Below are 13,444 nucleotides of genomic sequence, written 5' to 3' on the forward strand. Positions count from 1 at the left end.
AGGTCAATGCAGGTTCGCTGCATTCCCCAACCCGATCGGACACTCGGGGCCGCACGAGGTGGGGGCGCCGGGCCAGCCCCGGGCACGGAGGACCGTGGCGACCTGGACGGCAGCACCGCAGGGGTCACTCACTATCTGGTAACCGAACCGAAGGGTTGCCTTCGCCGCCATCAGCGCCGCGTTGTCCCTGGTCATGTCGCGCCAGCGGGAGCCGGCGTCCTCATGTCCAGTACGACCGTCCAGTTCGACGATCAGGTCGTAGTCGTACTCGGTATCGCGGTAGACCACGCCGTCCTCGCCGGTTACCCGAACCTGTCGCCTGGCGGCCGGAAGCCCGTGCGCCCGTTCGACCTTGCGTAGGTAGAAGAGCTCCAGGAACGACTCGACTCCCTCCGCAGCGTCGCGCAGTACCTGGACGAGCAGGCCGTGCCGGGGGAGTTGCTGCATCCGGGCCAACTCAGCGAGCAGACGTTGTGGCGTCGTACGACGCTGACGACAGACGTCGAGTACCAGCGCCGCCGCATCGTCCGGGCGGGCCCGACGACTCGCGACCGTCAGGACAGCGACTTCGAGCCGGACCATCGGCGGCTCCCGCGATCCAAGCACGCGATGGGCGAAGTCGCGGGTCCGCGTGATGACAACGCCGGCTTCACCCCGCAACCTGCGCCGGTGCGGTATCTCCAGCCGGATCACCTCGCTCCGGCCTCGATCGATCCCGTACTGCCGAAGCGCGGTCTCGCCGGCCAGCGCCGCCTCCGGCCCGTACGCCAGCCACGCGGCCCACAGCCGCGTCTCCCAGGGCACCGGACCGGAGAAGCACACGTATGCGCCGCGATAGAGCCGTTGAATACGTCCCGCCCGGCACCTCGCCGCGAGCGACCGGTCCGACATCCCCGACGCGTTCGCCTGCGCCCGGCTGAACGCTCCCAGTTGCCGTTGCAAAACCTCATCGAATTCCCGTTCCACCCCCAAGAACATGCACCAATCCCCACCCCAAACCGCCCCCCACTTCCCCCCTGTGTACAAGTCCTTGGAGTGGGGAGTCCTACCTGTCATCTCAGGTGCGGTGGATTCCCCACTCCCTCCGGAAAGGGCTCGGCCCCCGGACCGTGTGGTCCGGGGGCCGAGTTTTGGGTTGGGGTTACTTGATCGACTTCAGGGCGAAGTCTTCGGTGACGGGGGTGCCGGCGACCAGCTTGGTGGTGCGGGTCTGGGGCTTGTAGCCGTCCTTCGCGGCGATCAGGGTGAGCGGGTTGTTGCGACGGTCGAGCCAGTAGGCGTACTTACCGTCCTTGTCGGTGATGAAGGTGTACGACTGCGCCCACGAGTCCACCTGGACGATCGCACCCGGGAGGGCGGCGGAGGCGCCGGACGAGCTGACGCCCGTGACGGTGCCCTGCAGCTTGCTCCAGGTGCTGGGCGGGGTGACGGTCATCGTCACGCCGACCGGAGCGACGGTGTACGGCGTGTTCTCGCCGATCGTCACGGCGCCGCTGTAGATGCCGGGCTGGTCGACGCTCGCGGAGAGCGTGACCTTGACGGTCGTCGACGCGCCCGGGGCCAGGGTGACCTCGGTCTGGTCGATGGACAGCCAGCTCACGTCCGCCGACGACTCGGAGCAGTCCTCGAGACCCGGCAGGGCCTCACTGTCCGGGGTCGCGTTGAAGCTGCCGGACGAGCCGCCGATCTTGTAGAAGCCACACGCCGCGCCACCGCGGTACCGCGGCAGGTTGGCGTTCGGCAGCGCGGTCCAGCTGTCCGCCGACGGGTCGTACGAGAACCCGGCGTTGGTGACGGCACCGGCCTGGACACCGCCGACGACCAGCAGCTTGCCACCGGCGACGGCGTACGACGCCGCCCAGTGATCGGCCGGAGCGTCCGCGATCGCGGTCCAGGAGTCGGCTCCCGGGTCGTAGACGTACGCCGCCTTCAGCGAGTTCGTGCCGTCGTTGCCACCGGCGCAGTACAGCTTGCCGTCGATGGCACCGCAGGACGCGAACGCGACCGACTGCGGGTAGTTCGCCAGCGTCTCCCAGGCGTTCGCCGCCGCGTCGTACCGGACGACGGTGTTGCTCATCGGCAGACAGCTGGAGGTGGTGCACCCGCCGACGGCGTACAGCTTGCCGTCGAGCACGGCCTGACCGGCCGCGGCCCGCGGGGCCGGGTTGGCGGCCAGTGCGGTCCAGGCGTTGGCGGCCGGGTCGTAGGACCAGGTCTCCGGCGCCGGGCCGGCTGCTCCCCAGCCGGAGCTGGCGATGATCTTGCCGCCGATGACGCCGACGCTGATGGCGTTGCGAGCACCCGGCAGCGGGGCGATCGCGGTCCAGGCGAGGGTCGCCGGGTCGTACACGTAGCTGTTCCCGGTCGACGCACTACCGTTGCCACCGGCAATCGAGTACGTCTTGCCCTCGAGGCTGACCACCCGGTTGTCCATCACGGACGCGGGATAGTCGGCGATGTCGGTCCACGGAGCCGCCATCGGCTTCGCGGCGGCCGGCGCGCTGCCGGTCTTGCCCGTCAGCATCCGGGCGAACGAGGTGTCCACGGCGAGCCGCTGCAGCGGAGCACCGGGCCCGTTCTCCACCTGGGCCTTGGTCGTCGTCGAGCCGTTCGCGTTCTGCAGGACGAAACCGCTGTCCTTCTCACCGAACTTCACGTCGACGGGTGCGCCGCCGGTGTTCGTGACCTTGAACGACTTGGTCACCTTGCCGGTCGGCAGCCTCAGGGTGCCGGCGACAGCGCCCGGCGTGACGGCCAGTTGGCCGGCCTTGAGGGAGTAGTCGGCCGTGGTCGTCCAGTCCGCCTCGACCCCGACGGTCGCGGTCGCGCTGACGTAGTTGCCGGCCTTGGCGGTGAAGCCCTGGTCGCCGTCCGCGGACGAGTACAGCCAGTAGAAGCCGTCGTTCAGACCGGTGTCCTCGGGCGTCGCCACGGTGGTTGCGGACTCGGTGCTGCCGTCACGGGTGACGACGGCGCCGTTCACGAAGCCGTTCGTGTTGGCGTCCTTGACGTTGCCGACGACGATGCCGCCGCCGGTCGGCACACAGGTGATCTGGCTGCCGACGAGTACGTTGTCGACCTCCCACCACCATTCGTACGACGCGTCGTAGTAGTGGAACCGCACCTGGACCGCGGACTGGCCGGCCGCCTGCGGGATCGCGATCTCCTTGACGCCGCGGGCGTCGGCGGTCTGCGCGAGCACCTTGCTCCAGGTGGTGCCGCCGTCGATCGACAGGTCGACGTCGGCCTTCTCACCGCTGAGGTAGTTCAGGTCCTGGTTGAACCGGATCACCGGAGCGGTGACCGAGGTCAGGTCCACGACCGGGCTGACCAGCGACGTGTCCTGCGACCCGCTACCGCCGTACTTGTCGCTGTCGATGACGGCGAACTTGCCGCTGCCACCGGCCAGGTTGCCCCGGTTGCCCGGGTCGTCGAACTTCCAGACCTGACCGTTGCCCTTGTTGTCGACGACGGTCCAGCCGCTCGGCGTGGCGCCGGAGTCGAAGGTCTCGTAGACGCCGTCCGAGCCCCACTTGTAACCGGGCGCGGTGCTGCACGAGTTGCCGTCGGCCGGTACGGCGATGTTCTGCGTCAGGTTGCCGGTGCCGACCGTGATCGGCTGGCTGACGGCCTGGTAGCCCGGGTACTTCGACTCGACCTTGAGCGAGTACGCCGCACCGGACGGGACCTTGAGGCTGTACCGGCCGTTGCTCGGGGTCGTGTAGTCGAACACGCCACCCGGGCCCTCGACCGACACCTTCGCGTACAGCGGCCAGCCGTGGCCGGAGCCGTCGGTGACGGTACCGCCGACGCTCACCTGCGGAGTGCTCACCAGAGCGAAGTTCTTGGTGGTGGTCTGACCAGTAGTAATAGTTGCGGTGGCGGTCTGCGTCGCGTAGCCGAACGACGCGACCGTCAGGGTGTAGTCGCCGGCCGCCAGCACGGACGAGAAGGTGCCGTTGCTGCTGGTGGTCAGCGTCTTGTCCGGCTTGCCTTCCGCCTTCACCGTCACGCTGGCGCCGGCGAGAGCGGCACCACCGGTTGCGGCGGTGACGGTGCCGGAGAGCGTGCCGGTGTCGCCGATCGGCGCCGCGCTCACGAGCGCCAGCGCGTCCAGACGGCCCTGACCGAAGACGTTGTTGTTCGCGTCGGTGCCGCCGCACTGGCTGTTCGGTGTGTCGATCGCGGTCGAGTTCAGCAGCGCCCGCGTGGCCGCGACGTCACCCTTGAGGGACGGCGAGGCCGACCAGAGCAGTGCGACGGCGGCCGTCAGGTGCGGTGTCGCCATCGACGTACCGTTGAAGGCGCCGTACGTGTTGCCCGGCAGGCTGGAGCGGACGTTGACACCCGGGGCCGAGATGTTCGGCTTGATGGTGCCGTCCTGGCCCACACCGCGGCCGGAGAACGACGCGATGTTGTTGTTGATGTCGTAGGCGCCGGCCGAGTAGTTGCTCGTCAGGCTGCCCGGCGAGCCGGACGTGTTGCAGGCCGAGCCGCTGTTGCCGTTGGCGAACGTCCCGAAGATCCCGGACGCGGTCCAGGCCAGGGTGATGTCCTCCATGAACGGGTCGTTCGACGGCAGCGTCGAGCCCCACGAGTTGTTGATGACGTTCGGCCGCTTGCTCGCGTCCGGGTTCTGCCCGGCGAGGTCGGTCGGCTCGAGCATCCACTGGCCGGACGAGATCAGCGCTGCGTCGCTCGGGCAGCAGCCGTTCGCGGCGATCCACTTCACGCCCGGGGCGACACCGATCTGGTTGCCCGCGCCGTCGTCGCCGGCCATGGTGCCCATCGTGTGGGTGCCGTGGCCGTTGCCGTCGGACGGTGCGTTCGGCGAGGTGCCGGCCGCGTCGAACCAGTTGTAGTTGTGGTTGAAGGTGCCGTCACCGTTGTTGCCGCGGTACTGGTTCACCAGCGCCGGGTGGTCGTACTGCACACCGGTGTCGATGCTGGCGACGACGATCCCCTCGCCCTTGTCGCCGTACTGCGACCAGACCTGGTTCGCCTTGATGTTGGCGACGCCCCACTCGACGGACTGGATCGCCTTCTCCTGCTGGCCGGGCGTGACCTTCGGTACCTCGATCTGCACGGGCGCGTACAGACCTTCGACCTCGGTGTGACCGGCCAGGTTCTGGGCGAGTTCGAGCGAGCCGCTCTCGATGCGGATCGCGTTCGTGCCCCAGAAGGACTGGTACTTCACGTGCTGCGCGTCCAGCTCGGCGCGGATCTTCGCCTGGCTGTCCGCGGCGGCCTTCTTCAGCGCGGCGGCCACTGCGGTGCCGCGCTCGTCCCAGTTGGTGATGTTGCCGGCGGCGGTCAGGTCGGCCTTGGCCGCGAACCGGACCCAGTAGTCCGTCGCGGACTTGGCGTCCTTGCCGTCCAGCTTCTCCAGCAGTTCTGGCTTGATCTTGGAAGCCGCGGTCTCCGGCTTGGTGGGTGGTCCAGCATCAGATACAGCCTGGGCCTGGCCGGCGGCGGCCAGACTGGTTGCGACGACTGCCACCGTCGCGAGGGCGCCCGCCAGTGATCTGGCGAGTCCCTTTCGGTGATGTGACATCTCTGCAGCCCCTCACTTGAAACGACCCCGAGTCGACTCCCCCGAGTCAATTGCTGCAATTGCTGCAGGAGGGCGTAGGAACGCTCTGTGCCCCCCTGTGTGACTGAGCTGTCGCGGCATGTGACACCGCGAGCCTGTCGTGGACCTTATGTGTCAGAACAACGTGGTAACAAGCACACCTGGTGAGCAACTTGTGACTAGCTGTCGCGCCGATCGAAGCAACGTGGGCAAACGTTGGCATTCCGTTGACGATCCGAGGCAGATGTTGACATCGTGATCAGATGGTCACCGCCCGTGTCGATCTGACAGCGACCAGATCCGAACCGTTCCCGCTGGTCATCGCGGTCGCGGCCTCACCCGAGCAGCGCGTCCGGCTGGCCGAACTGGTCGACGACGTCGCGCCGCTGCTGCTCGTGTCCAGCCTCGACGAACTGCGCAGACTGCTGGTTCCCGCTCAACCACCGCCCGCCGCACCTGGGCAGCCCGAGCCGCCGGAGCCCGATGCGGTCGATGCCACCGCCGTCCAGGCAGCCGGCGAGGACCCCGACGCCGACGTACTCACCATCGATCAGGCTCGCTCGGTCGCGCGCTGGCGTGGTCGCGAGATCCAGCTGACCGAGCTCGAGCAGGAGCTGCTCAGCCGGCTGATGTCCACGCCGCTCCGGGTCTGGTCGTACGACGCCCTGCACCACACCGTGTGGCGGGACCAGAACGTCCGCGGCACCGCCGACGTGCACTCGGTGGTGAAGCGCCTGCGCCGCAAACTCGACGACCTCGGTACGACGGTGACGATCGACGCCGTCCGCGGTATCGGGTTCCGGCTCACCGATCACCAGCGCCCGATGATCACCGATTTGCGCGCGGGGTAGTTTCTGTTGTCGTGCCCTTCTCCGCGTTGAGTCATCTCGAATGTCCTCGTTGTGGCGCCACCCATGACGCCGATCAGATCATCGGCCTGTGCCCGTGCGGATCGCCGCTGCTCGCACGGTACGACGTACCGTCGCTGTCGAAGGCCGATCTGGCCGAGCGGTCGCCGGACCTGTGGCGGTATCACGAACTGCTTCCGGTGCGCTCGCCCGAGAACGTGGTGACGCTGGGGGAGGGGATGACGCCGCTCCTGCCGTTGCCGCGGTACGGCGCCGAGCTCGGGGTCGATCGCCTGCTGATGAAGGACGAGGGGCTGATCCCGACCGGGACGTTCAAGGCGCGTGGTGCGGCGGTCGGGGTGTCGCGTGCGTACGAGGTCGGCGTCCGGAAGATCGCGATGCCGACGAACGGGAACGCCGGCTCGGCCTGGGCCGCGTACGCCGCGCGCGCCGGGATGGAGGCGTTGATCGCGATGCCGATCGCCGCGCCGGAGATCTGCCGGCGCGAGGTGATCGCGGTCGGCGCGCGGCTGCAGCTGATCGACGGGCTGATCGGCGACGCGGCGGCGTACATCCGGGAGCAGCCCGGGTACTTCGACGCGTCGACGCTGAAGGAGCCGTACCGGATCGAGGGCAAGAAGACGATGGGCCTGGAGATCGCGGAACAACTCGGCTGGCAGCTGCCGGACGTGATCGTCTACCCGACCGGCGGGGGTGTCGGCATCATCGGCATCTGGAAGGCGCTGAACGAACTCCGCGACCTCGGCTGGATCGAGGGCCCCCTCCCGCGCCTGGTCGCGGTCCAGTCGACCGGCTGCGCACCGATCGTCCGCGCCTGGGAGAAAGGCCTCCCCGAAAGCGAGCCGTGGGTAAATGCGCAAACCGTTGCCTTCGGCATCACCGTCCCGAAGGCGCTCGGCGATTTCCTCGTACTACAAGCGATCGCGGAGACCGGCGGTTGCGCCGTCGCAGTGGACGACGAGGACATCCTGGCCGAACAACACCGCGTCGCTCAGCTCGAGGGCACCTTCATCTGTCCCGAAGGCGCCGCGAACTTCGCCGCCATCCGCGAACTCCGCGAGTCCGGCTGGATCCGCGCCGACGACCAAGTAGTAGCCCTCAACACCGGCGCCGGCCTGAAGTATCCGGAAACCGTTCCGCTCTGAAAGATTTGTCGGAGCTCGGTGCGACGATCAGGGCATGAGCTTTCGCAGGCAGGCAAGTGTGACCACCGCCGTGCTCGAGATCGGCTACGAGGCGGCTGGCGAGCCGAGCGCGGACGGCGTTCCGGTGATCCTGCTGCACGGATTTCCGTACGACGTGCGCGCCTACGACGAGGTGGCAGACCAACTCGCGGCGAGCGGCCGGTACGTCGTCGCGCCCTACCTGCGCGGCTACGGTCCGACGAGGTTCCGCGACGCCCGGACGATGCGTTCGGGCCAGCAGGCCGCGTTGGGCCGGGACCTGCTGGACTTCATGGACGCGTTGGAGATCGACCGGGCCGTCCTCGCGGGCTACGACTGGGGCGGCCGGGCCGCGTGTATCGCCGCAGCCCTGTGGCCGGAGCGGGTCGCGGGTCTGGTGACCTGCGGTGGCTACGCGATCCAGGACATCGCGAAATCCGGCGAACCCGCGCCGGCCGAGAGCGAGCAGAAGTACTGGTACCAGTACTACTTCCACTCCGAGCGCGGTCGACGCGGTCTGACCCGCAACCGCGATGAGCTGTGCGCCCTGCTCTGGCGCGACTGGTCGCCGGCCTGGACCGCCTCCGCTGTCGCCTACCCGGCCACCGCGCCCAGCCTGCACAGCCCGGACTTCGTCGACGTGGTGATCCACTCGTACCGCCACCGTTACGGGCTGACCGAAGGCGATCCGCGCTACGAGCAACTGGAGACCGAGCTCGCCGCGCTACCGAGGATCGCCGTACCCACTGTCGTCCTGGTCAGCGAGGCAGACGGCGTGACCGGTCCGGAAGGCGCCGACCACGGTCCGCACTTCACCGGCCCCTGCGAGATCCGCTCGCTGCCGGGCATCGGCCACAACGTGCCACAGGAGGCCCCGACCGCCTTTGCCGCAGCGGTGCTGAGCCTTCCCGTGAACTGATCGAAGGCTGCGTTCAGGCTTGGCCGCGGCGTACGGCGAGGATGTGGGCGGGTTCGCCGTTGGGGTCCAGTTTTATGTAGTTCTGCTGGCCCCAGCGCCACGTTGCGCCGGTGATCTCGTCGTACACGGTGAAGGTGTCTTCGGGGCGCATGCCGAGGGCGGTCATGTCGAGGTGGACCATCGACTCGCGGACGGTGTGCGGGTCGGTGTTCACGACGACGATGACGGTGTCGGTGTGGCCGTCGGGGGCGGTGGAGCGTTTCGAGTAGCACATGATCGCTTCGTCGTCGACCGAGTGCAGGGTCAGGTTGCGCAGCTGCTGCAGGGACGGGTGCCGGCGGCGGATGTTGTTCAGCAGCGTCAGGTACGGCGCGAGCGAGCGCCCCTCCGCCTCGGCAGCCTTCCAGTCCCGCGGGCGGAGCTGGAACTTCTCGGTGTCCAGATACTCCTCCGAGCCGGGCCGCAGCGCGACGTGCTCGAACAGTTCGTACCCGGCGTACACGCCCCAGGCCGGTGACGACGTCGACGCGATCGCCGCGCGGATCTTGAACGCGCCCGGTCCGCCGTACTGCAGGTACGCCGTGAGGATGTCCGGCGTGTTCACGAAGAAGTTCGGCCGGAGGAAGTGACCGGTCTCCTTGGTGAGCTCCTCCAGGTACTCCTCGAGCTCCCACTTCTCGTTGCGCCAGGTGAAGTACGTGTACGACTGGTGGAACCCGACCTTCGCGAGCTCCTGCATCATCGGGCGCCGGGTGAACGCCTCGGACAGGAACACCACGTCCGGGTCGGTCTTGCGGATCTCGCCGAGCAGCCACTCCCAGAAGTTCACCGGCTTGGTGTGCGGGTTGTCCACCCGGAACACGGTGACGCCGTGCCCGATCCACAGCTTCACGATCCGCAGTACTTCGGCGTAGATGCCTTCGGGATCGTTGTCGAAGTTGATCGGGTAGATGTCCTGGTACTTCTTCGGCGGGTTCTCGGCGTACGCGATCGAGCCGTCGGCGCGGACCGAGAACCACTTCGGGTGTTCCTTCACCCACGGGTGGTCCGGCGAGGCCTGCAGCGCCAGGTCGATCGCGACTTCGAGGCCGACCTCGCGGGCGCGGCCGACGAAGTACTCGAAGTCCTCGAACGTGCCGAGCTCCGGGTGGATCGCGTCGTGGCCGCCGTCCTCGGAGCCGATCGCCCACGGCGAGCCCGGGTCGCCCGGCTTCGGGTCGAGGGTGTTGTTCGGGCCCTTGCGGAACGAGTGCCCGATCGGGTGGACCGGCGGCACGTAGAGGATGTCGAAGCCCATCTTCGCGACCGCTTCGAGTCGCTGCGCCGCGGTCCGGAAGGTCCCGGACTTCCACTCACCGGCCTCTTCGTCGTACGCCGCACCTTCGGAGCGCGGGAAGAACTCGTACCAGCTGCCGTACAGCGCGCGGGTCCGGTCGACCCATACCGGGTACGTCTCGGAGGAGGTGATCAGCTCACGCACCGGGTAGCGACCGAGCGCCGCCCGTACCTGCGGGGAGATGCCTGCGGCCAGCCGCGCCTCCGGGGGCAGCGCACCGTTCGCCAGCGCGTGCGCCGCATCACTCAGCGTGCCGCGGTCCGCCCGTACGGCGGGTGGTACGCCGGCGGCCGCGCGGTCGAAGAACGCGGCGCCTTCCAGGAACATCAGGTCGACGTCGAGGCCGGCCGGGATCTTGATCTCGGCGTTGTGCCGCCAGGTCCCGTACGGGTCGCTCCAGCCCTCGACCGCGAACGTCCACGCGCCCTGCTCCTGCAGCGTCACGTCGACGGTCCAGCGGTCGGTGCCCTGACCGACCGGGGCCATCAGCATCCGTCTGGTCTGTCCCGACGGCGAGGTCAGTACGACGTTCGCGTTCACCGCGTCATGGCCTTCCCTGAAGACCGTGGCCGCGATGGTGAACGTCTCGCCGACCGAGGACTTCGCCGGATACGCTCCGGCGTCTACGGTCGGGGTGACGTCGGTGATCGGGATGCGCCCAGTCATGGCGTGGATGAACCTTCGCTTTCCGGATCCGGCGGGATGGGTACGTACGGCGGAGTTGCACTGCTGACGTTATCGGTTCCCAGCGTCTGTCCGTGACATGCACAGCTGCAAAATCTTGCTCGCGTTGCAAGATCGACACATGCCGAGGGTGCCGTGCTGGCCCTGGGCTTGTACGGTGTCCCGGTGCGAGCGATACGACGATTTTCCGTCCGCCCTGTCCTGCCCGAGCCGTTGACCGGCCTGGGAACCCTGGTGAACAACCTCCGCTGGGCCTGGCACCCGGAGACGCAGGACGTCTTCGAGGCCGTCGACCCACAGTTGTGGCGGAGCACCGGCGGTGACCCGGTCAAGCTGCTCGGCGAGGTACCGGCGGCCCGGCTCGACGAGCTGGCCAACGACCACGCTTTCCTGCGCCGGCTGGAACTGGCTGTAGCCGACCTGGACAGCTACGTGACCGAAGACCGGTGGTTCCAGACCGCGGGCGGTTCGCCGCTCGACGCGGTCGCGTACTTCTCCCCGGAGTTCGGCATCACCCATGTGCTGCCGCAGTACTCCGGCGGTCTCGGCATCCTCGCCGGTGACCACCTGAAGGCGGCGAGCGACCTCGCCGTACCGCTGATCGGTGTCGGTCTGCTGTACCGGCACGGGTACTTCGCGCAGTCGCTGAACCGTGAGGGCTGGCAGCAGGAGCGTTACCCCCTGGTGGACCCGGACGGGCTGCCGATCAGCCTGCTCCGGGATGGTGACGCACCGGCCACCGTCACGCTGAACCTGCCCGGCAACCGTGAGCTGCACGCGCAGATCTGGGTCGCCCAGGTCGGCCGGGTGCCGCTGCTGATGCTCGACTCCGACATCGAGGAGAACGAGCCGTCGGAGCGCGAGGTGACCGACCGGCTGTACGGCGGTTCGACCGAGCACCGTCTGCTCCAGGAGCTGCTGCTCGGCGTCGGCGGTGTCCGCGCGGTCCGCACGTACTGCCGGATCACCGGTCACGCGGCGCCCGAGGTGTTCCACACGAACGAGGGTCACGCCGGCTTCCTCGGGATCGAGCGGATCCGTGAGCTGGCCGCCGAGAAGGATCTCGACTTCGACACCGCGCTCGAGGTCAACCGCGGTGGCACCGTCTTCACCACGCATACCCCGGTCCCGGCCGGTATCGACCGGTTCCCGGTCGAGCTGATCCAGCAGCACTTCTCGCCGGACGTGTTCGGCCCGGAGGTCCCGGTCGACCGGATCCTCGAGCTCGGCGCCGAGGACTTCGAGGGCGGCGACCCGGCGCTGTTCAACATGGCGATCATGGGGCTGCGGCTGGCCCAGCGCGCGAACGGCGTGTCGAAGCTGCACGGTGTGGTCAGCCGCGGGATGTTCGCGGGGCTGTGGCCGAGCTTCGACTCGGTCGACGTGCCGATCACCTCGATCACGAACGGCGTGCACGCGCCGACGTGGGTGGCGCGTGAGGTGCACGACCTGACCTACGCGAACTACACCGCCGACGGCGACGAGGTGTTCGAGGGTCTGGACAAGACCACCGACGCGCAGATCTGGGAGACCAAGCGGCTGCTCCGGCAGCGGTTCATCGACGACACCCGCGCGCGGGTGCGGCAGTCCTGGATCAACCGCGGCGCCAGCGAGGCCGAGCTCGGCTGGGTCGACTCGATCCTCGACCCGGACGTTCTGACGATGGGGTTCGCCCGGCGCGTTCCGTCGTACAAGCGGCTGACGCTGATGCTGCGCGACCCGGAGCGGCTGAAGGCGCTGCTGCTGCACCCGGAGCGTCCGGTGCAGATCGTCATCGCCGGCAAGTCGCACCCGCATGACGAGGGCGGCAAGAAGCTGATCCAGGAGATGGTCCGCTTCGCCGACGACCCGGAGGTGCGGCACCGGATCGTCTTCGTGCCGGACTACGACATTGCGCTCGCGCAGCCGATGTACCCGGGCACCGACGTCTGGCTGAACAACCCGCTCCGCCCGTACGAGGCGTGCGGCACGTCCGGGATGAAGGCCGCGCTCAACGGTGGCCTCAACCTGTCCATCCGCGACGGCTGGTGGGACGAGTGGTACGACGACGAGTTCGGCTGGGCGATCCCGTCCGCCGAAGGGATCGAGGACACCGACCGCCGCGACGACCTCGAGGCGCACGCGCTGTACGACCTGATCGAGAAGCAGGTCGCGCCGCGCTTCTACGACGGTGACGTGCCGACCCGCTGGATCGAGATGCTGCGGCACACGATCAAGGAGCTCGGCCCGAAGGTGCTCGCCACCCGGATGGTGCGCGACTACGTCGAGCAGTTGTACGTACCGGCGGCGCAGTCGTCCCGGGCGCTCAACTCGACGTACGACGGTGCTCGCGAACTGGCTGCGTGGAAGCACAAGGTCCGCGCCGCATGGCCGGAGATCCGGGTCGACCACGTGGAGCTCCAGGGCCTCGGCGACGTACCGCAGCTGGGCACGACCGTCGGGATCCGCGCCTTCGCGGCGCTCGGCGACCTCGCCCCGTCGGACATCTGCGTCGAGGTACTGCACGGTCGCGTCGACACCAACGACGAGATCACCGGCCCGGTCCGCGCCACGCTCTCGCTGGCCGAGACGTACGAGGGCAACCGGCACCGGTACGAGGGCGAACTGAAGCTGGACCGCACCGGTCCGTTCGGCTACACCGTCCGCGTCGTCCCGAACCACACCGGCCTGGCGAGCGTCGCCGAACTCGGCCTCGCCGCGGGCCCGTCCGACCCGGACGACCCATCCACCCCCGACCTCCCCGCCGGCTCGGAGTTCTGAGCCACCACCACAAAAGACACACCTCCGCCTGCCTCACCAGGCGGGGGTGTTTTGTGTCCGCACCCCGCCACCTCGCCACCTCGCCGCCCGCCATCCCGCCGCCCCGGCGCCGTGAGCCGGGGGTGTGAACACCTCTTGGGG

Annotated in this window: 7 protein-coding genes; 4 read left to right on the forward strand and 3 right to left on the reverse strand. The window is 68.6% G+C overall.

Features of this window, described 5'->3' with window-relative positions; genetic code table 11:
* Positions 1-3: 3 nt before the first annotated feature.
* Together ACWF0M_RS16100 and ACWF0M_RS16105 are read right to left on the reverse strand one after the other, a co-directional pair.
* On the reverse strand, positions 4-942 hold the full coding sequence (locus tag ACWF0M_RS16100) for a type IV toxin-antitoxin system AbiEi family antitoxin domain-containing protein (RefSeq protein WP_452236438.1): 939 nt from the start codon (positions 940-942) through the stop codon (positions 4-6).
* A gap of 199 nt (positions 943-1,141) precedes the next feature.
* On the reverse strand, positions 1,142-5,500 hold the full coding sequence (locus ACWF0M_RS16105; RefSeq protein ID WP_452236439.1) for a S8 family serine peptidase: 4,359 nt from the start codon (positions 5,498-5,500) through the stop codon (positions 1,142-1,144).
* 335 nt (positions 5,501-5,835) lie between these two features.
* Between ACWF0M_RS16105 and ACWF0M_RS16110 the strand changes: the two genes are divergently transcribed.
* Genes ACWF0M_RS16110 through ACWF0M_RS16120 form a run of 3 tightly spaced genes read left to right on the forward strand, consistent with a single transcriptional unit; the run spans position 5,836 to position 8,523 of the window.
* Entirely contained in the window at positions 5,836-6,423 is a 588-nt protein-coding gene (locus tag ACWF0M_RS16110) for a winged helix-turn-helix domain-containing protein (protein WP_452236440.1), read from the forward strand.
* A gap of 11 nt (positions 6,424-6,434) precedes the next feature.
* Positions 6,435-7,586: a threonine synthase gene (locus tag ACWF0M_RS16115; protein WP_452236441.1), complete on the forward strand. Its 1,152-nt coding sequence runs from the start codon at positions 6,435-6,437 to the stop codon at positions 7,584-7,586.
* 34 nt (positions 7,587-7,620) lie between these two features.
* Entirely contained in the window at positions 7,621-8,523 is a 903-nt protein-coding gene (locus ACWF0M_RS16120; RefSeq protein ID WP_452236442.1) for an alpha/beta fold hydrolase, read from the forward strand.
* Positions 8,524-8,536: 13 nt separating this feature from the next.
* Here ACWF0M_RS16120 and ACWF0M_RS16125 read toward each other — a convergent pair whose 3' ends face one another.
* Positions 8,537-10,525 (reverse strand): alpha-1,4-glucan--maltose-1-phosphate maltosyltransferase, encoded by a 1,989-nt coding sequence (locus ACWF0M_RS16125; protein WP_452236443.1) that lies wholly within the window; start codon positions 10,523-10,525, stop codon positions 8,537-8,539.
* Between the two features lie 183 nt (positions 10,526-10,708).
* On the opposite strand from ACWF0M_RS16125, the gene glgP reads away from it, so the two are divergent.
* Positions 10,709-13,303 (forward strand): alpha-glucan family phosphorylase, encoded by a 2,595-nt coding sequence (gene glgP / locus ACWF0M_RS16130; RefSeq protein ID WP_452236444.1) that lies wholly within the window; start codon positions 10,709-10,711, stop codon positions 13,301-13,303.
* Positions 13,304-13,444 lie beyond the last annotated feature (141 nt).

Source organism: Kribbella sp. NPDC055110 (assembly GCF_053607525.1).

Excerpts from the sequence above, each read along its gene's own strand:
- ACWF0M_RS16110 (WP_452236440.1), top strand. The coding sequence starts at position 5,836 with ATGGTCACCGCCCGTGTCGATCTGACAGCGACCAGATCCGAACCGTTC.
- ACWF0M_RS16120 (WP_452236442.1), top strand. The coding sequence starts at position 7,621 with ATGAGCTTTCGCAGGCAGGCAAGTGTGACCACCGCCGTGCTCGAGATC.
- ACWF0M_RS16125 (WP_452236443.1), bottom strand. The coding sequence starts at position 10,525 with ATGACTGGGCGCATCCCGATCACCGACGTCACCCCGACCGTAGACGCC.